Source organism: Salinivibrio sp. IB872, from assembly GCF_001995345.1.
GTDB classification, from domain to species: domain Bacteria; phylum Pseudomonadota; class Gammaproteobacteria; order Enterobacterales; family Vibrionaceae; genus Salinivibrio; species Salinivibrio proteolyticus.
In genome coordinates this window covers 12,387-33,631 of sequence record NZ_MUFO01000023.1, presented here as the reverse complement: position 1 = coordinate 33,631, position 21,245 = coordinate 12,387, and the positions used below count along the sequence as shown (strand labels likewise).

Here is a 21,245-nt window from a genome sequence, read left to right as displayed (position 1 = left end):
ATGTCGGGCCGATAACAGAGGTTAGACGCGCTTATCTGGCGAGAGTGATACCAGATACTCGGCAATCGATAAGGCATTATCCATCACCGTTTGGCGCGCCACTTGAGGCAACTGGCTTAACAGACTGGTCAGAGCCGCTAAATCATCGCGGTGAGAGAAGGCAATATCTCGCTCGTCTGTTTCACCGTAAATAAACCAATTAAATGGGCGACCAGTGATCTCTGCAATCGTGATGAGCGCGAGAATCTTAGGATCGGTCTTTCCCGACTCCACATCCAAGTAGGTTTGGCGCGCCACATTCAAACGCTTCGCCATGTCTACTTGGGTTATTTTACTGAATTCCCGTGCTTCACGGATCCGTTGCGCCATGCGCGCTGTCGAAATCACCATGGTCCATGCCTCATCTCTGTTACCCGGGCCGTTTAAACATCGGCTCCCGTCACATCACCGACCTTGCATTATGCATGGCTCGGCGGGCCTATCATGGGCGTTGTCATCGATAGTGTGATGCTACGCTGCTGATGCCTACCTCAGTAAGCAGGCACTTACCCGCATATCTAATCAGGCAGGCAGGCCTTTAGGCACGCTGTGCGGCCTTAGAATAGTTCACCAAGAATGAGGCCATGTTCACGCTCTGGTTCAAGATCGCCGTACGTGCTTCATGCGGTAAACGAGAGAAGTGCTCCAACAAGCGGTTCACATCTTGCTTGTACTGCACATCGTGCATCTCGACATCTTCATCGCCATACACAAACCACACTAATGGACGCTCAGTCAGCTCAGCGATGTTCGACAACATGCGCACACGCGGTTCGGTTTTACCGTTTTCGATATCCAAGTACGTTTGGCGTGCGACATTGAGTAGCTTAGCCATTTTTACTTGGGTGATCCCTTTCCACTCACGGGCTTCTTTGATGCGCTTCGCGACTTGGTTTTTAGAGTCAATCATTGCTTCCTCTCTACAACTTATCAATGTTGGTACTTGTCCATCGACTATGCACAATGCAGGCCAAGTTATTAGACAGGACTAAAAGCAATAAAAATCATAAACTTATGGTATAGAACAGCGTTCTGTTTGTATTTTCAGGCGGGATGCCTGAGATTGAGTGCAAAATGATTTGCATTTTGCAAAATGTATCACTGCAGATCGCATTTTTGTAGCAAAACGGCAGTAATTGATAAAAGATCAACCACGCTCCTAGTCAGAGCGTGGTGAATGTTAGGCAGGTTTACTCTACAGTAACAGCTTTAGCAAGGTTACGAGGTTGGTCGACGTCCGTGCCTTTAATCAAGGCCACATGATACGACAATTGCTGCATCGGGATGGTGTAGAACACCGGGGCGATGATATCGTCCACGTGTGGCATGGCGATAATGTTCATCCCCTCTTCCGGTGTAAAGCCGGCATCTTGATCGGCAAACACATACAGTTGACCACCACGAGCTCGGACTTCTTCGATATTGGATTTAAGCTTTTCCAACAGCTCATTATTCGGAGCAATCACAATCACTGGCATGTCGGCATCAATCAGCGCCAGTGGGCCGTGCTTTAGCTCACCAGCGGCATAAGCCTCAGCGTGAATGTAAGAGATTTCTTTTAGCTTTAGCGCCGCTTCTACAGCAATCGGATAAAACTCACCACGCCCTAAGAACAGTGAGTGATGCTTGTCGGCAAAGTCTTCCGCAAGTTGTTCAATGGCTTTATCAAAGGTCAGCGCTTGCTCGATGCTTGAAGGCAGATGATGCAAGGCATCGACAATCTCACGCTCTTTTTCGTATCCGATGGTACCCTGCATTTTACCCAGCGCGGTGACCAGCATCAGCAGGGCAGAAAGCTGGGTGGTGAACGCCTTGGTCGATGCAACACCGATTTCTGCGCCCGCGCGCGTCATAAAGGCCAGATCGGATTCACGTACCAACGAGGAGCCCGCCACGTTGCAGATGGTCATGGTGGCCATATAGCCACGCTCTTTGGCCAAACGCAGCGCTGCTAGCGTATCTGCGGTCTCACCAGACTGCGATAAGGTGATCAGTACACTGTTCGGACGGGTGACAAACTGGCGATAGCGAAACTCTGACGCGATTTCCACATCACAGCTTATCCCTGCCAGCGATTCAAACCAATAACGCGCCACCATGCCCGCATTATAGGAGGTGCCACAGGCAATGATTTGAATATGCTGCGCTTTAGTAAGAATGTCGCTAGCACCGTTACCAATCGCATCCACAATCACATGATCGTTGCCCAAACGCCCTTCCATGGTATTGGTAAGCGCAGTCGGTTGCTCGTAAATCTCTTTTTGCATGTAATGGCGATATTGGCCTTTGTCCGCCGCGTCGTACTGGGCGCTTGCTTCATGCACTTCACGCTCAACCGGCGTACCTTCTTGGTTGTAAATCACCACTTCACGACGACTAATATCCGCCACATCGCCCTCTTCAAGGTAGATAAAGCGACGAGTGACATTGAGCAGCGCTAGCTGATCAGAGGCGAGAAAGTTTTCTCCCACACCCAGTCCAATCACCAACGGGCTGCCTGAACGAGCCGCAATCAAACGCTCAGGTTGGTTTTTATCCATCACCACAGTGCCATACGCGCCTTCAAGCTGACTGACCGTGCGCTGGAAGGCGGCGAGGAGATCGCCACATTGACGACGCTCCCATTCAACGAGGTGAGCAATCACTTCGGTATCGGTTTGGGAGTGGAATTGATAACCACGCGCTTGCAATTGTTCGCGCAAGCTGTGGTGATTTTCGATAATGCCGTTATGCACAATGGCAATATCATCGCCAGACATGTGTGGGTGCGCATTGGCTTCGCTTGGCTCACCGTGCGTTGCCCAGCGCGTGTGCGCAATCCCTGTGCCTCCCGCAGGGTTGGCGTCAGCCACTGCGTCCGAGAGCGCCGCCACTTTACCCAGTCGGCGTAAACGCGTCATCTGCCCGCTCGTTGTATCGGTAATGGCGACCCCTGCTGAGTCGTATCCGCGATATTCTAAGCGACGTAAGCCTTCAACCAGAATTTCTGCCACATCACGCTGCGCCACAGCGCCTACAATTCCACACATAGTGAGTCCTTATACATTGTCTACACAGATAACGTCTGTGCCGGTTTGTTCTATCGCGCGCCGAGTGTCTTCATCCAACGCATTATCGGTGATCAAGGTGTCGATACTGGACCACGCAAGCTCCAAGTTAGGGATCCGACGGCCAATTTTTTCAGACTCGATCATCACCACCACCTCTCGCGCGACCTCCGCCATCACGCGAGTCAGGCCCGTCATCTCGTTAAAGGTGGTGGTACCGCGCGCCACATCAATGCCGTCAGCGCCCACAAAAAGCTGGTCAAAGTCGTACGCACGTAAGGTTTGTTCAGCCACTTGGCCTTGAAACGATTCAGAATGGGTATCCCAAGTGCCGCCCGTCATCAGCAGCGTTGGCTCGTGTTCGAGTTCACGAATGGCATTGGCCACCTGGAGTGAGTTAGTCATCACCACAAGGCCACGCTTTTTATCCAATAAAGGGATCAAAGCGGCGGTGGTAGTGCCACTGTCGACCACAATACGGTTGTGGTCCCGAATGCGCGCAGCGGCGGCATCGGCGATGCTTTGCTTTTGTTTCGAAACTTTGACGGCTTGCTCCGAGACCATTTCTTGCGGCACAGGCACCGCTCCACCATAACGGCGCAGCAACAGGCCATTTTTTTCTAGCTCGGCAAGATCCTTACGGATAGTCACTTCTGACGTTTCAAAGCGTTGAGAGAGTTCGTCAACGCTGACGCTGCCCTGCTCGGTAAGCAAGGTAACGATGGTATGACGACGCTGTTGCGTGTTTCGTTTCGACATGTAACCTACCAACTTTCGTTTCGAAACTTATGGTAGTGAAAACACATCAAAGATCAAGAAAAGAACACAAAAAGTGACGAGAAATAAGCGGATAAACAAGAAATAACAAAAAAAGCCCACCAGCAACAGCTGATGGGCTTCTAAGATGGTGCGGAAGGAGAGACTTGAACTCTCACACCTTGCGGCGCCAGAACCTAAATCTGGTGCGTCTACCAATTCCGCCACTTCCGCATATTTTTATGATAGCTCAGCGGGCGGGCTGAGTACCAATTGTCTTGGTGCGGGGGGAGGGACTTGAACCCTCACGTCCTTTCGGACACTAGCACCTGAAGCTAGCGCGTCTACCAATTCCGCCACCGCCGCAAACCGGTGTGATTTACCGCTTTTGGCGACAAATCGAAAAGAATGGTGGCTACGACGGGATTCGAACCTGTGACCCCATCATTATGAGTGATGTGCTCTAACCAACTGAGCTACGTAGCCAACCTAAAGTGGCTGGGGTACCAGGATTCGAACCTGGGAATGACGGGATCAAAACCCGTTGCCTTACCGCTTGGCGATACCCCAACTTAGTCATGCCGCTTTACGCCACATGCTTTCAAATAATGGTGCGGAAGGAGAGACTTGAACTCTCACACCTTGCGGCGCCAGAACCTAAATCTGGTGCGTCTACCAATTCCGCCACTTCCGCATTCCAAGTTGTTCATCTGACTTCATGGTAGTTGAAGAAAGATGGCGCGTCCGGGAGGATTCGAACCTCCGACCGCCTGGTTCGTAGCCAGGTACTCTATCCAGCTGAGCTACGGACGCGTTGGCTGGGGTACCAGGATTCGAACCTGGGAATGACGGGATCAAAACCCGTTGCCTTACCGCTTGGCGATACCCCAACTGAGGCGCGTATACTAGGCTGGTTTTTATCGGGAGTCAACACCTGATTTTACCAACCGCGCAAGTTTTAGCCGCTTGCGTGAAAAAGCCGTTGATACGCGCTCAACAGACAGTGATTTTACTGTTTTTTCGGCCGTTGCCAAGCCTCAATTGTCCTTGGTTTGGCGCGAGTGATGATAAGTTGACCATCGGAGACATCTTTGCTGATGGTACTACCCGCTCCAACGGTCACCCCTTCGCCAATCACCACAGGTGCCACCAGCTGAGAGTCCGAGCCGATAAAGGCATTGTCTTTAATTACGGTTTTATGTTTATTGGCGCCATCGTAATTGCAGGTGATCACCCCAGCACCAATATTCACGCCGCGCCCTACCTCTGTATCACCCAGATAAGTCAGGTGATTGGCTTTCGACCCTTCCCCTAAGCGAGACTTTTTCATTTCCACAAAGTTGCCGACATGCGCATCGCGAGCCAGCTCAGCCCCCGGACGCAACCGCGTAAACGGACCGACTGTGCACTCTTCCCCAACGCTGGCCCCTTCAATGACGCTGTACGGGCGCACTAATGTATTGTCATCAATCTCACAATCAATCAGCACACTGCCAGCACCGATGGTCACGTTATCCCCTAGGGTGACATTGCCTTCGATGATCACGTTGGCGTCAATGGTGACATCCAGCCCGCATTGCAGTTGGCCACGCAAATCAAAGCGCGTAGGGTCGATGAGCATCACGCCACTAAGCAATAACTGTTCAGCCTGCATTTTTTGATATTCCCGCTCAAGGCGTGAAAGTTGCAAACGATTATTCACCCCTTCCACTTCAATCGCATTCACAGGGTGCACAGCTTGAATCGTGCGGCCTTGTTGATGTGCAAGCGCAATCACATCGGTGAGATAAAACTCACCTTGCGCGTTATTGTTATCAAGCAGCGATAACCAGTGACGCAAGTCACGTCCAGTCGCCACCAGCACACCGGTATTGATTTCAGTGATGGCAAGCTGGCTATCAGTGGCATCTTTTTGCTCAACAATCGCGACCACTTCCCCGTTTTCACGCACAATACGGCCATAACCGGTCGGATCGTTTTGATGCACCGTTAATAGACCAATCCCGCCCTCAGGCTGTCCTTCAAGCAAACGGGTTAAGGTTTGCTCTGAAATCAAAGGCACGTCGCCATACAGCACCAAAACCTGCTCATCATCACGAAAATGCGGCGCCGCCTGCTGTACCGCATGACCAGTCCCCAATTGCTCTGCTTGCAAACACCAATTCACATCGCTATCAGCAAGCACCTGCTTCATGGTATCGCCACCATGACCATAAACCAGATGAATCGACGCGGCGCCTAGCCCTTGGCAAGTGTCAATCACATGTTTCACCATAGGTTTACCGGCGAGAGTATGAAGCACTTTGGGAGTATTAGAATACATACGCGTGCCTTTTCCGGCCGCAAGAATTACTGCACTGTATTGCATAGTCTTTCCGTGATAAGAGAGATGAGTTGTCTATGATATTGCGCTTAGTGTAACGCGTTTTGGCTTGCGAGCGAATCGCCGCCGAAAAAGTACACTTGTACAGGCAATAAAAAAGCGACGCCAATGCGTCGCTTTTATTTCACCGTGAGCGCCTGATTAACGCTTATGCTTGGTCAGCTCGATCACTCGAAGCTTCGCAATCGCCTTAGCCAGGTCACTGGCCGCCTGAGCAAAGTCGATGTCACCGTGCTGATTATGGATTCGCTCCTCAGCGCGGCGCTTCGCTTCTTCTGCCTTGGCTTGGTCTAGCTCTTCACCCCGAATTGCCGTATCAGCCAGCACAGTCACTGTGCCAGGCTGTACTTCAAGGGTACCGCCAGAAAGATAAATGATCTCTTCGCTACCGCCTTGTTTGACGATGCGAACCATACCAGGCGTGATAGCGGTCAGCAGCGGTGTGTGTCCTGCGTGAATACCCAGTTCACCTTCGCTACCGGTCACCTGAATGTGCTCGGCACGGCCAGAGAACAATTGTCGCTCTGCGCTGACCACATCCAGATGGAAGGTTATCGCTGCCATATCGCCTCCTACTCAAGCCTTACAGGTTTTTCGCTTTTTCGAGCACTTCGTCGATGTTACCGCAGTACAGGAATGCCTGTTCTGGGATATCGTCGTACTCACCACTGAGCAGGCCTTTGAAGCTTGCAATGGTATCTTTCAGCGAAACATAGACACCTGGTTGGCCGGTGAAGACTTCTGCAACGTGGTAAGGCTGAGTCAAGAAGCGCTCAATCTTACGTGCACGTGCAACGGTCAGTTTGTCGTCTTCAGACAACTCGTCCATACCCAGGATGGCAATGATGTCTTTCAGCTCTTTATAGCGCTGAAGCACAGACTGTACGCCACGTGCCACATCATAGTGGTCTTGACCAACAACCAGAGGATCCAACATACGCGATGTTGAGTCCAATGGGTCGATCGCTGGGTACATACCCATAGACGCGATGTTACGTGACAGAACAACGGTTGCATCCAAGTGAGCAAACGTGGTTGCTGGTGACGGGTCAGTCAAGTCATCCGCAGGCACGTAAACCGCCTGTACCGAGGTGATAGAACCGGTACGGGTTGAGGTAATACGCTCTTGCAGTACACCCATCTCTTCAGCCAGTGTTGGCTGGTAACCTACTGCCGATGGCATACGACCCAATAGGGCGGATACTTCAGTACCGGCAAGGGTATAACGATAGATGTTATCGATGAAAAGCAGTACGTCACGGCCGTCATCACGGAATTTTTCCGCCATGGTCAAACCGGTCAGTGCAACACGCAGGCGGTTACCTGGTGGCTCGTTCATCTGACCATATACCATGGCCACTTTTGACTCTTCGGGCTTATCAATGTTTACAACACCCGCTTCCTGCATCTCGTAGTAGAAGTCGTTACCCTCACGAGTACGCTCACCTACACCGGCGAATACAGACAGACCTGAGTGTTGCAGTGCGATGTTGTTGATAAGCTCCATCATGTTAACGGTCTTACCTACACCCGCACCACCAAACAGACCGATTTTACCGCCTTTCGCAAACGGACAGATAAGGTCGATAACCTTTACACCCGTTTCCAAAAGCTCAGTCGCGCTTGACTGTTCTTCGTAGCTTGGCGCTTCACGGTGGATAGAGTAACGCTCTTTCTCACCGAGATCGCCACGCTCATCAATCGCATCACCCAGCACGTTGACGATACGGCCGAGGGTTTCTTCACCCACAGGGACTTCGATTGATTTACCTGTATTTTCTACTTCGATTCCACGACGTAGACCATCAGATGAGCCCATAGCAATGGCACGGACTACGCCACCACCTAGCTGCTGCTGAACTTCCAGCACCAGACGCTCGCCTTCACGTTTCACATTCAACGCATCATATACCTTCGGCACTGCGTCTTGTGGAAACTCTACGTCGACTACCGCACCGATGATCTGAACGATCTTACCTGTAGCCATCGTTATTCCTCTAAACTAGTTCGTTAACCCTTGCCTTTACACCGCGCTTGCGCCAGAAACAATTTCTGACAGCTCTTGGGTGATCGCAGCCTGACGGGCTTTGTTGTAGACCAATTGCAGATCATCAATCAGATTCCCTGCATTATCAGTCGCAGCTTTCATCGCCACCATACGTGCCGCTTGCTCACTGGCGAGGTTCTCAACCACACCTTGATACACCTGTGATTCCGCATAACGGATCAATAGGGTATCGAGCAACGGCTTTGGCTCAGGCTCATAGATATAATCCCAAGCATGGCTGCGCTGCATTTCCTCGTCGTCTGACTTTGGCAAAGGCAGCAATTGATCGATCACTGGGGTCTGCACCATGGTGTTCTCAAACTTGTTGAAAACCAAGTACAAGCGGTCCAGCTCACCTTCATCATATTTTTTCAGCATCACCCCAACGGTACCGATGAGGTCTTCCAGTGCTGGGGTATCACCCAGACCAGACACTTGCGCCACTACATTACCGCCGTAGCTGTTGAAGAAAGCTGTCGCTTTAGCGCCCACTAAGGCTAAGTCAATCTCAGCCCCTTTTTGGGTCCAGCTTTCCATGTCACTGATAGCGCTTTTGAACATATTGATGTTCAAACCACCACACAGCCCACGGTCTGTAGAAATGATGATGTAACCAACGCGCTTGGCTTCCCGCTCTTCCAAATACGGATGGCGGTACTCCAAGTTACCCAGTGCAAGATGACCGATCACTTTGCGCATAGTGACAGCGTATGGACGTGACGACTCCATGGCTTCTTGCGTTTTACGCATTTTGGAGGCTGCCACCATTTCCATCGCTTTAGTGATCTTCTGTGTGTTTTTCACACTTCCGATCTTATTACGAATCTCTTTTGCGCCGGCCATAGTTACTCTCCGTTAGTGGGTGACCACCTAAGTGGTCACCTACGTTTTACCAAGTCTGGGTCGCTTTGAAATCTTCCAACAGCTTTTTCAGCTGTGCTTCAACTTCATCGTTATAAGCACCAGACTCATCGATCTGAGCCGCTAGGTCAGCGTACTGACTCTTGGCAAAGGCCAGCAGAGAGCGCTCAAAATCACCGATTTTGTTCAACTCAACGTCTGCTAGGAAGCCTTTTTCCGCAGCGAAAATCACCAGCGCCTGCTCAAACACAGACATAGGTGCATATTGCATCTGCTTCATCAGCTCGGTCACTTTCTGACCGTGGTCCAATTGCTTCTTAGTAGCATCATCCAGATCGGAAGAGAACTGAGCGAACGCCGCAAGTTCACGATACTGTGCAAGCGCAGTACGAATACCACCAGACAGTTTTTTCATGATCTTGGTTTGCGCAGAACCACCAACACGCGATACCGAAATACCTGGGTCAACCGCTGGACGGATACCTGCGTTAAATAGCTCAGTTTGCAGGAAGATCTGACCATCAGTGATCGAGATAACGTTGGTCGGTACGAATGCAGATACGTCACCCGCTTGGGTTTCAATGATAGGGAGTGCGGTCAACGAACCGGTCTTTCCTTTCACTTCACCCTTAGTGAACTGCTCAACATAGTGCGCATTAACACGTGCCGCACGTTCTAGAAGACGTGAGTGCAAGTAGAAAACGTCACCTGGGAAAGCTTCACGGCCTGGTGGACGACGTAGTAGCAGCGAGATCTGACGATATGCAACAGCCTGCTTAGACAGGTCATCGTAAACAATCAGGGCATCTTCACCGCGGTCACGGAAGTACTCACCCATTGCACAACCCGCGTAAGGCGCGAGGTATTGCAATGCTGCTGCTTCAGACGCTGAAGCCACCACCACAATGGTGTTTTTCAGTGCGTCATGCTCTTCCAGTTTGCGCACTACGTTCGCAATGGTCGACGCTTTTTGGCCGATCGCAACGTAGATAGAGTAAATACCAGAGTCTTTCTGGTTGATGATGGCATCGATCGCCAGCGCGGTTTTACCGGTTTGGCGGTCACCGATGATCAGCTCACGCTGACCACGGCCGATTGGGATCATCGAGTCAACCGCTTTATAGCCGGTTTGAACAGGTTGATCGACCGATTGACGTGCGATAACACCAGGAGCAATCACTTCGACTGGCGAAGTGGTTTTGGTTTCGATCGGACCTTTACCGTCGATCGGCTCACCCAGTGTATTCACAACGCGACCCAGAAGTTCAGGGCCAGTCGGGACTTCAAGAATGCGACCTGTACCGGTCACTTTCATGCCTTCTTGCAGGTCCGCATAAGGACCCATCACAACCGCACCCACTGAGTCACGCTCAAGGTTCAATGCAAGTGCATAGCGGTTGCCAGGCAGTTCAATCATTTCACCTTGCATAGCATCAGCAAGGCCGTGGATGCGAATGATACCGTCGCTGACTGACACGATGGTACCTTCGTTACGCGCTTCACTTACAACGTCGAATTTCTCGATACGCTGCTTGATCAGATCGCTTATTTCCGTGGAATTAAGTTGCATGCTCCAATTCCCCAAATCAAGACTGCAATGCATCGCTCAGACGGCGCATACGGCCGCTTACTGAGTTATCGATGACCAAGTCTCCAGCTCGAATCACAACCCCGGCAACCAGGGCTTCGTCTACACTACAGTTCAGCTTTACTTTGCGCTCAAGACGCGCGGCGAGCTTGTCACTGATGGCTTGTTGTTGCTCTTCGGAAAGAGCCGTCGCTGAAATCACTTGGACTTCCGCTTCTTTTTCCAGATCGCGGCGCATGGCCAGGAACTGTTCACAAACCTCAGGCAGGGCTTTTAAGCGCTGGTTCTCTGCCATTACCTTAATCAGGTTCTGGCCGAACGTGTTGAGCTGATCGCCACCAACTGCGATAAATAATTCCGCTAACTTGTCAGCGGAATAGGAGGCGTCCAGCATATGTTGGACGCGCTCATCACGGGCAATCTCAGCAGTAAAGGCGAGCATTTCTGCCCATTGGGACAGCTCGCCTTTTTCTACCGCAAAATCAAAGGCTGCTTTCGCGTAGGGGCGAGCGATTGTTGTCAGTTCAGACATTGCTGCCCCTCCTTATTACAGTTCTGCAGTGATTTTATCGAGAAGATCTTTATGAGCATTCTCATCAATAGAACGCTCAATAATTTTCTCGGCACCAATAACAGCGAGCGATGCAACTTGCTTACGCAGCTCATCGCGAGCACGGTTACGCTCTGCTTCCAACTCGGCTTTACCCTGATTCAGGATATTGTCGCGCTCAGCAGCCGCTTCAGCACGCGCCTCGTCGAGGATTTGTGCTTTGCGTTTGTTCGCCTGCTCGATGATGTCAGTTGCAGCGCGCTTCGCTTCTTTCATTTGCTCAGAAGCATTTGCCTGGGCCAAATCCAGGTCTTTGGCAGCACGATCTGCCGCCGCGAGTCCGTCAGCAATTTTCTTCTGACGCTCCTCAATCGCTTGCATCAGTGGTGGCCATACATATTTCATGCAGAACCACACAAAGATTGTGAATGCGATTGCCTGGCCTAGCAGAGTTGCGTTGATATTCACAACAGCGCCTCCTTAATCATTAGCTAAAGGGTCTGTTCAGCTACTAGCCAGATTACAGTTGACCTACAAATGGGTTCGCGAAAGTGAACAGCAGTGCGATTACGATACCGATCATTGGTACGGCGTCCAGAAGACCCGCGATGATGAACATCTTCACTTGCAGCATAGGAGCCATCTCAGGTTGACGTGCTGCACCTTCAAGGAATTTACCACCCAGCAGGGCGAAACCAATCGCGGTACCTAGGGAAGCAAGACCTACAATGATGCCCACGGCAATTGCAGAAAAGCTCAATAAAGTTTCCATCACTATCTCCAGTTTTCGTTGTCGGCGTAAACGCCAATAATGACTAACAAATTGCTTACTAACTAAAAAATGTCATCAATGATCTGAGTCTTCGTGTGCCTGCGAGAGATACACGATGGTCAACATCATAAAGACAAAGGCTTGAATTGTAATGACTAGAATGTGGAAGATTGCCCACGGCACAGAACCCAGCCATTGCGCCCACCACGGCAGCAATGCCGCGATAAGAATAAATACCACCTCACCGGCAAACATGTTACCGAACAGACGCATCCCAAGAGAAATCGGCTTCGCCAGCAGCGAGACGACTTCCAACAGGAGGTTGAACGGGATCATGATAGGGTGATTGAACGGGTGCAGAGCCAGCTCTTTTGCAAAGCCGCCTAGGCCCTTAATCTTGATGCTGTAGAAAATCATCAAGAAGAACACGCCCAGCGCCATTGCAAGGGTGATATTTACGTCTGCAGTTGGCACTACTTTCAAGTAAGGAATGCCTAACCAATGTTCCGCCGGATACGGTAGAAAATCGATGGGGATTAAGTCCATCGTATTCATCAGGAATATCCAAACGAAGATAGTCAGGGCCAAAGGTGCAATCAGTGGATTTCGTCCGTGGAAGGTTTCGCGAACGTTATCATCAACGAACTCAACCAAGATTTCGACGAAACACTGAAGCTTACCTGGGACACCTGTCGATGCTTTCTTTGCCACCGATCGGAAGATGCCTAGGAAGACGATACCGATGAGGACAGAGAAAAACAGGCTATCAATGTGAACCGCCCAAAATCCTTCACCCACTGACAAATTAGTCAGGTGGTGAGAGATGTAGCTAGACGGTGTAAGCGCATCACCTGACGCAGCCATAACTCATCCTATTTGTTGTTGTTAATGAATAAAACTGGCGCGAGGATGTTAATCCCTAATGCCAGCAAATAGGCCAGTTTGAGGGGAACGAGTTCCACCTCGATATACAGGTAAGCAAGGACAAACAGGACGACGGTCAGTGAAATTTTTAACACTTCACCGCTGAAGAAGGACGCGACTACAAATTTTGCAGCTCTTGCCCCACTAAAAAGGAAAGCACACGACGCAAATGCAGCATTGGCAATCACAAAGATGCCGCCGCCGATCAGCGCGGATTTTCCCCAGTCGACATTGATAGCGAGTGCCATCACGCTTGCCGTTGCTAATACGACGCCAGCTTGCAAAAGCACCAATTTTGTCGCGATAACACGACCCGGCCGCGCGAGCGTCGATACCATGTATTTGTTCCTCGATTCCGTTCCACTTAGCACTGTTGCCGTGCTGGGAAAACAGCGAAAATTATACGTTTCACCCCAGCTAATGCAATCGCATCGATGTAAAAAAGCGGGGAAAATTTTACAACAGAGTAACCTGATCACAGTAAGCGCTTTTATGTAACAAAAAGCGAATGGCACGGGTCACACTTCTTCGTCGAAAATTGCAAGAATTTGCGCTAACTTGTCAGATTCTTCGAAATTGATCACCAATTTACCACTACCATTTTTCTGTTGTGTTAATGCCACTTTCACCCCAAGCTTGTCGCCAAGGCGCTGCTGCAGTGCCTCTACTTCAGGTGATAATTCTGGCCTTTTCGCTTCAACTTGCGGTGAAAGCATTTTTTTCACCAGTTTTTCTATCTGGCGGACGGTCATTTTTTTGTTGACGGCAGTCAGTGCCGCATCAATTTGCGCGTCTCCTTCCAACGCCAGCAGGGCACGTGCGTGGCCCATCTCGAGTTGTTTGTTAAGCAGCAGTTGTTTTACCCCAGACTCTAACCCATTCAAGCGCAATAAGTTGCTGATGGTAGTGCGAGATTTACCAAGCGATTCAGCCAGTTGCTGGTGGGTGAGTGAGAAGTCATTGACCAAGCGTTCAAGCGCTTGAGCTTCTTCCATCGCGTTCAAATTTTCGCGTTGGATATTTTCAATCAACGCCACCGCACTGGCGACTTTGTCACTCATCTCACGGACCAAGCAGGGCACTTTGGCCAAACCGGCTTGCTTTGCTGCTCGCCAGCGACGTTCGCCAGCAATAATTTCGTACTGCCCGTTTTCAGCGTGGCGAACCACGAGGGGCTGAATAATACCTTGAGCGCGAATGGATTCGGTTAACTCTTCCAGCGCCTCTTCTGCCATATCTTGGCGTGGCTGGTAAAGACCCGGCACCAACGCCGATACCGACAATTGCTGCAATTCGCTATTGCTCGCATCGGTGGATTCAGGTTCGGATGTATAACGAGACTGAGCTTGTGCACTGGTCGCCAACAAGGCATCCAGGCCCTTTCCAAGACCGCGTTTCGCTGAATTCATTGTGTTCCTCAGGCATTGACAGCGTCGGCAGAAGCGCGTGATTGCTCTTCTCGACGCAGAATTTCACCCGCAAGGGCTAGGTAGGCTTTGGCACCACTGGATAACTTGTCATAGTACATGGCGGGTCGGCCATGACTTGGCGCTTCCGCGAGCCGCACATTGCGGGGAATCACAGTACGATACACCTTATCACCGAAGTGTTTTTTGATCTGATCCGATACTTCGGTCGCTAATCGGTTTCTTGGGTCGTACATGGTGCGCAATACACCTTCAACATGAAGGTCGGCGTTCACGACGCTAGCCAGTTTACTGATGGTATCCATCAATGCAGTGAGCCCTTCCAACGCAAAATATTCACATTGCATGGGGACGAGTACCGAGTTTGCCGCGGTCATCGCATTGATGGTAAGGAGGTTCAAAGACGGGGGACAGTCGATAAAAATGTAATCGTAGCGTGCAACTACAGGCTCAAGCATGGTGCGTAGGCGCACTTCACGGGCAAATACTTCCATCAGCTTGATTTCTGCTGCGGTGACATCACCGTTCGCCGCAATCAGGTCATAGCCGCCGGACGTATCGCTAACCACCACTTGTTCAAACGGGGCTTCTTCAACCAGTAGATCGTAGGCGGTGGCATGGACATCGTATTTATCCACACCACTGGCCATGGTCGCGTTCCCTTGTGGGTCAAGGTCGATAAGTAGCACCTTGCGATTAGTGGCTGCCAGCGATGCCGCTAAGTTGACACTCGTGGTGGTTTTACCCACACCGCCTTTTTGGTTTGCTACCGCGATAACTTTACCCACGTGCCTATGACCTCTACTCGTTAGTCTTTGCTCTCAAGATTACTAGATGACGCGCCCCTTCCAATCCCGGCACCTTCAAAGCTTTGATATCGGTCACAGAACAATCAGTCGGCAGGGCATCTAGCTCCTGTTGGTCCACCTGTCCTTTCAAGGCGTAAAACAGCCCACGCGCATGAGGGAGGTGATGACACCAACTCACCATGTCATTCATCGACGCAAACGCGCGACTTAGCACACCATCAAACCCGGTTTCAGGGACAAACGCTTCGACACGGCTTTGTACCGGCGTCACATTGTCGATACCAAGTTCGTGCAGTACTTGGCGAATAAAACGAATCCGCTTACCTAAGCTGTCGAGCAAGGTGAACTGTTTATCTGGATTGGCGATGGCCAGAGGGATCCCAGGTAAACCCGGTCCTGTTCCGACATCGATAAAGCGTTCACCCTCCAAGTGTGGTGATACCACCAAACTATCAAGGATATGTTTCACCACCATGTCTTCTGGGCGACGAACCGAGGTTAAGTTATAGGCTTTGTTCCACTTGTCGAGCAAGCCTACATAATCAAGCAGCTGCTGTTGTTGCGACGGAGAAAGCGCAAGGCCGGCTTTCGCCAGCCCTTGTTGAAGTTGCTGTTGCATTTAGGCTCCTTTTTTGAGCATGCCGTGCTTTTTCAAATGCACCAGCAAAATCGAAATGGCCGCCGGCGTGACACCTGAGATACGCGATGCTTTACCGATCGTTTCCGGACGCGCGTCTTGTAGCTTGCCACGTACTTCGTTTGAAAGGCCTTTGATCTGCATGTAATCAAGATCAAATGGGATCACGGTATTTTCATGGCGCTGAGACTTTTCGATCTCGTCTTGCTGACGTTCGATATAGCCGGCGTATTTCACTTGGATCTCGACTTGCTCGCTAGCTTGAACGTCGTCATGCGCCGGACCAAAGGTCGGCAACGAGACGATATTTTCATAACGTAGCTCTGGGCGACGAAGTAAATCTTCTCCGTTTGCTTCACGCGTCAGCGGTGTTTTCAGCATGGCATTGAGCGCATGGACATCGTCTGAGTGAGGATGAATCCAAGTACCACGCAGACGCTGACGTTCTTGCTCCATGTTTTCCATTTTTTGGTTGAAGCGAGCCCAGCGCACATCGTCTACCAATCCCAGCTCTCGCCCTTTTTCGGTTAAGCGCATATCGGCGTTATCTTCACGCAACAGCAAACGGTACTCGGCGCGCGAGGTAAACATCCGGTAAGGCTCTTGGGTGCCCATGGTGGACAAGTCGTCAATCAACACGCCCATGTAAGCTTGATCGCGACGTGGGCTCCATCCTTCTTTGCCTTGAGCTTGTAACGCGGCATTACAACCGGCCAACAACCCTTGTGCTGCGGCTTCTTCATAGCCGGTAGTACCATTGATTTGTCCCGCAAAGAACAAACCGTGGATAAATTTGGTTTCCAAGGTGTGCTTGAGATCGCGCGGATCGAAAAAGTCATACTCAATCGCGTAGCCTGGGCGGATCACGCGCGCATTCTCAAACCCTTTGATCGAGTGGATGATCCCCATTTGCACATCAAACGGTAAGCTGGTGGATATCCCATTTGGATACAGCTCAGTGCTGGTTAACCCTTCCGGCTCGACGAAAATTTGGTGTTTGTCTTTGTCCGCAAAACGCATCACCTTGTCTTCGATCGACGGGCAATAACGTGGGCCAATACCTTCAATCACCCCAGCATACATCGGGCTGCGATCAAGATTAGCGCGAATGACATCGTGGGTTTTTTCATTGGTGTAGGTGATGTAGCACGGAACTTGCTGTGGGTGCTCAGACACATCGCCTAAAAATGAAAACACCGGACAAGGAGTATCCCCGTGTTGGGTTTGCATCACACTAAAATCAACCGAGCGGGCATCGATACGTGGGGGAGTACCGGTTTTTAGGCGATCCACCCGAAATGGCAAGGCACGTAAGCGATCCGCGAGTTTATTTGACGGTGGATCCCCAGCACGACCACCGGCATAGTTATCCAGTCCAATATGTATTTTACCGCCAAGGAAGGTTCCCACGGTCAAAACCACGGTAGTGGCACTGAATTTGAGCCCCATTTCGGTCTCGACGCCAGTGACACGATCTTGGTCGACGATCAAATCCACCACGGCTTGTTGGAACAGTGACAAATTTGGCGTGTTTTCAAGGGTATGACGAATGGCTGCCTTGTACAGTGCACGGTCTGCTTGAGCACGTGTCGCGCGTACCGCTGGGCCTTTCGACGCATTGAGGGTTCGAAATTGGATCCCGCCTTTATCAATGGCTTGCGCCATCGCACCGCCTAACGCATCGATTTCTTTTACCAGGTGTCCTTTCCCGATCCCACCGATCGCTGGGTTGCACGACATCTGACCCAACGTATCAATGTTATGGGTCAATAACAGCGTTTTTTGGTTCATCCGTGCTGCGGCTAGTGCCGCTTCGGTACCAGCATGGCCACCACCAACAACGATGACGTCAAAGTGATCCTGGTAAAACATGATTAAAGCCTCAACCTGGGTAAGTGTGTGAGCATGAACTAAGCAAAAGGGGCGACATTCTAGCGCTTTTTCCGCCAACAGTGAACCAAACCTTGATCAAGATCGTCTCTGGGCGTTAGCTATATATAAATAAGATCTTTATATAGATCTTTTGTTAGATCTTTTATTAGGGAAGACGATCTTTGTGGGTAACTGGAAAAAGATCATAGAGATCAAGGATCTTAAAACGATCACTTGTTGTGGGCGGCCTTGGATCCGATCCTGTATCACCTGGGATCAAAATGGCATGTTATCCACAATGGTAGGGAAGGGGTAAAACTATTAAATGGATAACTAAAGGAAGATCACTGGGTTATTCCTTAGTTATCCACAGATTAAATGGTTAAATAATGCTCACTTGATTTTGTGGATCAAGGGTTCCCACTCGGTAAACCAACGTTCCGCTTCATCCTCAGGGACCGGATGCGCTTGAATATCAATATCGACTCGTTCTCCGACTTTGACAGCGCCAAGGTCTTGTAACAAGGCATCGGCCTTCATGCCGGCCTCGCAGAAGGTGTCATAGCTTGAGTCTCCAATGCCGACCACACCGTAATGGAGATCGCGCAGCAGTGGCCGTTCGCTCATTAACTGCTCCATCAGAGGCGCGATGCTATCTGGAAAGTCGCCAGCCCCATGGGTGGACGTGACGATCAACAATGTACTGGCGCTTAGTACATCATCGAGGATCCCTTCATTGACGACGTGGGCCTGATGGCCTTTTGCTTGCAGGAGATCGGCAAGGTGATCACCGACATATTCTGCACCGCCGAGCGTACTGCCGGTGATGATGGTTACATTTGCCATACTGTCCTCATTATTCACGGGTTATCGCGACTAGTATTTCGGCAGTTGGGTTCAGAGTCAATCGATGAAGGTGTAGCAAAATCAGGGGCGTTGCTGGGATGGCAAACAATTTGATTGCCCCCTGCGAATTTGGCGTCTGTCATCGCCCGAGTGGCTTGATCAATCAAGGGAATAGCGTAGATTTTTCCTTCCATTTGTTGCACAAAGCCAATCGATACGGTGAGCGCACAAGCGCCGCCAGCAAAGGTAAAAGGCGTTTCCGCAATGGCTTGTCGGCACTGAGCGGCCCAATGGGGAGCAGCTAAGCAAGCTTGTCCCGCCAACATAACCAAAAACTGATCGGCATGGGTGCGGCTGATGATGGCGTCATGCGGTAGGTGGCGAGTAAGAAGTTGGGCGGTAAATTGAAGGAGCTGATCACCCGTATCGCGGCCATATCGCCAATTAAGAGATTGAAAACCATCGAGATTGATGCACAGAACGGCCAGCGGATTGTCTGAGGTCGTGCGACCGTGCTGCGCGACACATTGGTAGAAATAGCTGGCGCTCCACGTTTGGGTAAGGGCATCACGTTGAATCTGCTGACGGGCTTGGCGATTAATGGCATATAAATCAAATAAATAAAAATCCATGAGTACTACGGACAGTGCGACAAACACTAATACCACACTTAAATAGAGGGTCTGTGCGTGGAGGCTAGAGATATAAACTAACGGCGTGGGGGCGGGAAGCACTTGCGCGGCGAACATCAACGCGATGGCGCCCAATGCGAGTCCGTAGCGAGCAAAGCGCTCTGTGGGCTCAAAGACTAAAACTACCACAGTCGGTACCACCAGCAGTAACAGCTCGTTTTGGCTGTTCGCATCCAGTACCCAGTAAGACATCACAAACTGTTGGGCAAAGAACACCCCAAAGAGCCAATAGCGCGCAATCGACCAACGACCCGCTGCCATTATCCCCCATACGCCCACATACAAGCCTGCATAGAGGAGGTTGTGCCACGCGGCGATGAGGCTTTGAAAGGCAAACCAGTAGAGCGCGGAGAAGATAAGTGTGCCGAGCACACAAATAAGCCCTAACAGATTGGTCATTCGAATCTGATGGCGCATGAGTTGGTTCTGACGGGTTAAACCGATCGATAAGATAGGATTTAAGGACGAGAGCATTTCACCTCCAGCTAGACGCTCTATTAACGTAGCAGATCATGGTGAAAACTGTGGGGATAAGTCAGGATCTTAGTTTGAGGATAACCGCGATCAGCGCCGCCAGAATAAGGGATCCTCGCGATAAGGATCCCTGGAAGGAGCTGGGGATAATTATTTTCCGATACAGAACGAGGAGAAAATTTTGCCCAGCAAATCGTCAGCCGTGAACTCACCGGTAATGGTGTTGAGGTGTTGTTGAGTTAAGCGCAATTCCTCGGCAAGGATTTCGCCTGCCATATAGCCTTCTAGCTGCGCTTGGCCGATGTCGAGGTGGTGTGCGGCGTTGGCGAGTGCATCCAGATGACGACGACGTGCCATAAAACTGCCTTCGCTGCCTCCAGCATAGCCCATACAGGCTTTTAGATGCTGGCGTAAAGCATCAACGCCTTCTCCGGTTTTGGCACTCAAGCGGATTAGTGCAGGCTCACTGACTGCACACAAACCGAGTGGCTCTTCAGTGATATCGGCTTTGTTGCGGATCACCGTCATCCCCATGCCTTCGGGTAAGCGAGAGACAAATTCTGGCCAAATTTGGGCCGGGTCGGTCGCTGTGGTTGTGGTGCCATCGACCATAAACAATACCCGATCGGCGTGTTCGATTTCACTCCAGGCGCGTTCAATCCCAATTCGCTCCACTTCATCCGAGGCATCCCGTAAGCCGGCGGTATCGATGATATGCAGTGGCATACCGTCAATGTGAATATGCTCACGGAGCACATCGCGGGTGGTGCCTGCGATTTCGGTGACAATCGCGCTCTCTTTACCGGAAAGGGCATTGAGCAAGCTGGATTTACCGGCATTCGGGCGTCCGGCAATGACCACCTTCATCCCGTCGCGCATAATCGCCCCTTGATTGGCTTCTTTACGCAACAGGGCGAGACGCTCAATGATATGCCCAAGATCGCTGGCCACTTTACCGTCAGAGAGAAAATCAATCTCTTCATCAGGAAAGTCGATGGCCGCTTCCACATACATGCGCAGATGAATCACTTTTTCGACCAGTTGGTTGACCTGCTTGGAAAAGGCCCCTTGCAGGGACTGCAACGCAGAGCGAGCCGCTTGTTCTGAACTGGCATCGATTAAATCGGCGATTGCTTCGGCCTGGGCTAAATCCAGTTTATCGTTTAAGAAGGCGCGCTCGGAAAATTCACCGGGTCGGGCTGCTCGTACGCCGTCAAAGGCGCTGATTCGTTGAATAAGCATGTCCATGATCACCGGGCCACCGTGACCTTGCAGCTCTAGAACATCTTCACCTGTGAATGAATTGGGGCCTTTAAAGAATAGGGCAATGCCTTGATCGATAGGTTGACCTTCCTGATCGAGAAAAGGCAAATAATCCGCACGACGAGGCACTAACTCGCGTCCCGTCATTTTTGTACCAATCTCATGAGCGAGAGGGCCGGACACGCGGACAATCCCTACGCCGCCGCGGCCTGTTGCTGTGGCTTGTGCCACGATAGTGTCGGTTTGAGCCATATTGCG

General features: G+C 50.9%; 21 protein-coding genes and 7 tRNA genes. All 28 read right to left on the bottom strand.

Translation table 11 applies throughout. From position 1 onward, the window contains the following. Window positions 1–21 precede the first annotated feature (21 nt). Window positions 22–390, bottom strand: a complete 369-nt coding sequence (locus tag BZJ18_RS10835; RefSeq protein WP_077456654.1) for a helix-turn-helix domain-containing protein — start codon at window positions 388–390, stop codon at window positions 22–24. A 187-nt stretch (window positions 391–577) separates the two neighbouring features. Continuing rightward, a complete protein-coding gene (locus tag BZJ18_RS10830) occupies window positions 578–949 on the bottom strand; it encodes a helix-turn-helix transcriptional regulator (protein ID WP_069588077.1) in 372 nt (123 codons plus the stop codon). A gap of 280 nt (window positions 950–1,229) precedes the next feature. Continuing rightward, the gene (glmS, locus tag BZJ18_RS10825; RefSeq protein ID WP_077456652.1) at window positions 1,230–3,068 is read right to left on the bottom strand and encodes a glutamine--fructose-6-phosphate transaminase (isomerizing); all 1,839 of its coding nucleotides are present in this window, start codon (window positions 3,066–3,068) and stop codon (window positions 1,230–1,232) included. Between the two features lie 9 nt (window positions 3,069–3,077). Continuing rightward, window positions 3,078–3,845, bottom strand: coding sequence for a DeoR/GlpR family DNA-binding transcription regulator (locus BZJ18_RS10820; protein ID WP_069590699.1), 768 nt, complete (start codon window positions 3,843–3,845; stop codon window positions 3,078–3,080). 146 nt (window positions 3,846–3,991) lie between these two features. Then, window positions 3,992–4,076: transfer RNA gene (locus BZJ18_RS10815), tRNA-Leu, on the bottom strand. Window positions 4,077–4,121: 45 nt separating this feature from the next. Beyond that, window positions 4,122–4,208 (bottom strand) — tRNA-Leu (locus BZJ18_RS10810). Window positions 4,209–4,251: 43 nt separating this feature from the next. Further along, window positions 4,252–4,328, bottom strand: a tRNA-Met gene (locus tag BZJ18_RS10805). A 9-nt stretch (window positions 4,329–4,337) separates the two neighbouring features. Continuing rightward, window positions 4,338–4,412, bottom strand: a tRNA-Gln gene (locus BZJ18_RS10800). A 39-nt stretch (window positions 4,413–4,451) separates the two neighbouring features. After that, a tRNA-Leu gene (locus tag BZJ18_RS10795) sits at window positions 4,452–4,536 on the bottom strand. A gap of 42 nt (window positions 4,537–4,578) precedes the next feature. Then, window positions 4,579–4,655: transfer RNA gene (locus tag BZJ18_RS10790), tRNA-Arg, on the bottom strand. A gap of 2 nt (window positions 4,656–4,657) precedes the next feature. Continuing rightward, a tRNA-Gln gene (locus BZJ18_RS10785) sits at window positions 4,658–4,732 on the bottom strand. Window positions 4,733–4,851: 119 nt separating this feature from the next. Further along, on the bottom strand, window positions 4,852–6,210 hold the full coding sequence (gene glmU, locus BZJ18_RS10780) for a bifunctional UDP-N-acetylglucosamine diphosphorylase/glucosamine-1-phosphate N-acetyltransferase GlmU (protein WP_077456650.1): 1,359 nt from the start codon (window positions 6,208–6,210) through the stop codon (window positions 4,852–4,854). Between the two features lie 156 nt (window positions 6,211–6,366). Continuing rightward, window positions 6,367–6,789 (bottom strand): F0F1 ATP synthase subunit epsilon, encoded by a 423-nt coding sequence (locus BZJ18_RS10775; RefSeq protein ID WP_069590703.1) that lies wholly within the window; start codon window positions 6,787–6,789, stop codon window positions 6,367–6,369. Between the two features lie 19 nt (window positions 6,790–6,808). After that, window positions 6,809–8,212 carry a F0F1 ATP synthase subunit beta gene (gene atpD, locus BZJ18_RS10770; RefSeq protein WP_077456648.1) on the bottom strand — a complete coding sequence of 468 codons (1,404 nt, stop codon included), beginning with the start codon at window positions 8,210–8,212 and terminating at the stop codon, window positions 6,809–6,811. 36 nt (window positions 8,213–8,248) lie between these two features. After that, the gene (gene atpG / locus BZJ18_RS10765) at window positions 8,249–9,115 is read right to left on the bottom strand and encodes a F0F1 ATP synthase subunit gamma (protein WP_069590707.1); all 867 of its coding nucleotides are present in this window, start codon (window positions 9,113–9,115) and stop codon (window positions 8,249–8,251) included. Between the two features lie 46 nt (window positions 9,116–9,161). Continuing rightward, window positions 9,162–10,703, bottom strand: a complete 1,542-nt coding sequence (gene atpA, locus BZJ18_RS10760) for a F0F1 ATP synthase subunit alpha (protein ID WP_069590709.1) — start codon at window positions 10,701–10,703, stop codon at window positions 9,162–9,164. A 16-nt stretch (window positions 10,704–10,719) separates the two neighbouring features. After that, complete coding sequence (atpH, locus tag BZJ18_RS10755; RefSeq protein WP_069590710.1) at window positions 10,720–11,253, bottom strand: F0F1 ATP synthase subunit delta; 534 nt, start codon at window positions 11,251–11,253, stop codon at window positions 10,720–10,722. A 15-nt stretch (window positions 11,254–11,268) separates the two neighbouring features. Then, window positions 11,269–11,739 carry a F0F1 ATP synthase subunit B gene (gene atpF / locus BZJ18_RS10750; RefSeq protein WP_069590712.1) on the bottom strand — a complete coding sequence of 157 codons (471 nt, stop codon included), beginning with the start codon at window positions 11,737–11,739 and terminating at the stop codon, window positions 11,269–11,271. Between the two features lie 52 nt (window positions 11,740–11,791). Further along, a complete protein-coding gene (gene atpE, locus BZJ18_RS10745; protein ID WP_025672872.1) occupies window positions 11,792–12,043 on the bottom strand; it encodes a F0F1 ATP synthase subunit C in 252 nt (83 codons plus the stop codon). A gap of 75 nt (window positions 12,044–12,118) precedes the next feature. Then, a complete protein-coding gene (gene atpB, locus BZJ18_RS10740; RefSeq protein ID WP_069590714.1) occupies window positions 12,119–12,907 on the bottom strand; it encodes a F0F1 ATP synthase subunit A in 789 nt (262 codons plus the stop codon). Window positions 12,908–12,915: 8 nt separating this feature from the next. Beyond that, a complete protein-coding gene (locus tag BZJ18_RS10735) occupies window positions 12,916–13,305 on the bottom strand; it encodes a F0F1 ATP synthase subunit I (protein WP_069590716.1) in 390 nt (129 codons plus the stop codon). Window positions 13,306–13,485: 180 nt separating this feature from the next. Further along, entirely contained in the window at window positions 13,486–14,376 is an 891-nt protein-coding gene (locus BZJ18_RS10730; protein WP_069590718.1) for a ParB/RepB/Spo0J family partition protein, read from the bottom strand. Between the two features lie 8 nt (window positions 14,377–14,384). Then, window positions 14,385–15,182, bottom strand: a complete 798-nt coding sequence (locus BZJ18_RS10725; RefSeq protein WP_069590720.1) for a ParA family protein — start codon at window positions 15,180–15,182, stop codon at window positions 14,385–14,387. Between the two features lie 13 nt (window positions 15,183–15,195). Then, window positions 15,196–15,822: a 16S rRNA (guanine(527)-N(7))-methyltransferase RsmG gene (rsmG, locus tag BZJ18_RS10720; protein ID WP_069590722.1), complete on the bottom strand. Its 627-nt coding sequence runs from the start codon at window positions 15,820–15,822 to the stop codon at window positions 15,196–15,198. After that, complete coding sequence (gene mnmG, locus BZJ18_RS10715; protein WP_077456646.1) at window positions 15,823–17,712, bottom strand: tRNA uridine-5-carboxymethylaminomethyl(34) synthesis enzyme MnmG; 1,890 nt, start codon at window positions 17,710–17,712, stop codon at window positions 15,823–15,825. It lies immediately after the preceding gene. Window positions 17,713–18,105: 393 nt separating this feature from the next. Next, the gene (gene mioC / locus BZJ18_RS10710) at window positions 18,106–18,558 is read right to left on the bottom strand and encodes an FMN-binding protein MioC (RefSeq protein WP_077456644.1); all 453 of its coding nucleotides are present in this window, start codon (window positions 18,556–18,558) and stop codon (window positions 18,106–18,108) included. A gap of 14 nt (window positions 18,559–18,572) precedes the next feature. After that, window positions 18,573–19,724, bottom strand: a complete 1,152-nt coding sequence (locus BZJ18_RS10705; protein WP_077456642.1) for a GGDEF domain-containing protein — start codon at window positions 19,722–19,724, stop codon at window positions 18,573–18,575. Window positions 19,725–19,874: 150 nt separating this feature from the next. Further along, on the bottom strand, window positions 19,875–21,239 hold the full coding sequence (gene mnmE / locus BZJ18_RS10700; protein ID WP_077456640.1) for a tRNA uridine-5-carboxymethylaminomethyl(34) synthesis GTPase MnmE: 1,365 nt from the start codon (window positions 21,237–21,239) through the stop codon (window positions 19,875–19,877). Window positions 21,240–21,245: the final 6 nt, after the last annotated feature.

Bases quoted from the DNA above. Each gene is read 5' to 3' on its own strand.
- mioC (WP_077456644.1), bottom strand. From the start codon at position 18,558: ATGGCAAATGTAACCATCATCACCGGCAGTACGCTCGGCGGTGCAGAA.
- atpB (WP_069590714.1), bottom strand. From the start codon at position 12,907: ATGGCTGCGTCAGGTGATGCGCTTACACCGTCTAGCTACATCTCTCAC.
- glmU (WP_077456650.1), bottom strand. From the start codon at position 6,210: ATGCAATACAGTGCAGTAATTCTTGCGGCCGGAAAAGGCACGCGTATG.
- BZJ18_RS10835 (WP_077456654.1), bottom strand. From the start codon at position 390: ATGGTGATTTCGACAGCGCGCATGGCGCAACGGATCCGTGAAGCACGG.
- BZJ18_RS10705 (WP_077456642.1), bottom strand. From the start codon at position 19,724: ATGCTCTCGTCCTTAAATCCTATCTTATCGATCGGTTTAACCCGTCAG.
- atpD (WP_077456648.1), bottom strand. From the start codon at position 8,212: ATGGCTACAGGTAAGATCGTTCAGATCATCGGTGCGGTAGTCGACGTA.
- mnmG (WP_077456646.1), bottom strand. From the start codon at position 17,712: ATGTTTTACCAGGATCACTTTGACGTCATCGTTGTTGGTGGTGGCCAT.
- BZJ18_RS10730 (WP_069590718.1), bottom strand. From the start codon at position 14,376: ATGAATTCAGCGAAACGCGGTCTTGGAAAGGGCCTGGATGCCTTGTTG.
- BZJ18_RS10830 (WP_069588077.1), bottom strand. From the start codon at position 949: ATGATTGACTCTAAAAACCAAGTCGCGAAGCGCATCAAAGAAGCCCGT.
- BZJ18_RS10820 (WP_069590699.1), bottom strand. From the start codon at position 3,845: ATGTCGAAACGAAACACGCAACAGCGTCGTCATACCATCGTTACCTTG.
- mnmE (WP_077456640.1), bottom strand. From the start codon at position 21,239: ATGGCTCAAACCGACACTATCGTGGCACAAGCCACAGCAACAGGCCGC.
- atpG (WP_069590707.1), bottom strand. From the start codon at position 9,115: ATGGCCGGCGCAAAAGAGATTCGTAATAAGATCGGAAGTGTGAAAAAC.
- atpA (WP_069590709.1), bottom strand. From the start codon at position 10,703: ATGCAACTTAATTCCACGGAAATAAGCGATCTGATCAAGCAGCGTATC.
- BZJ18_RS10735 (WP_069590716.1), bottom strand. From the start codon at position 13,305: ATGGTATCGACGCTCGCGCGGCCGGGTCGTGTTATCGCGACAAAATTG.
- glmS (WP_077456652.1), bottom strand. From the start codon at position 3,068: ATGTGTGGAATTGTAGGCGCTGTGGCGCAGCGTGATGTGGCAGAAATT.
- atpH (WP_069590710.1), bottom strand. From the start codon at position 11,253: ATGTCTGAACTGACAACAATCGCTCGCCCCTACGCGAAAGCAGCCTTT.
- BZJ18_RS10775 (WP_069590703.1), bottom strand. From the start codon at position 6,789: ATGGCAGCGATAACCTTCCATCTGGATGTGGTCAGCGCAGAGCGACAA.
- rsmG (WP_069590722.1), bottom strand. From the start codon at position 15,822: ATGCAACAGCAACTTCAACAAGGGCTGGCGAAAGCCGGCCTTGCGCTT.
- atpE (WP_025672872.1), bottom strand. From the start codon at position 12,043: ATGGAAACTTTATTGAGCTTTTCTGCAATTGCCGTGGGCATCATTGTA.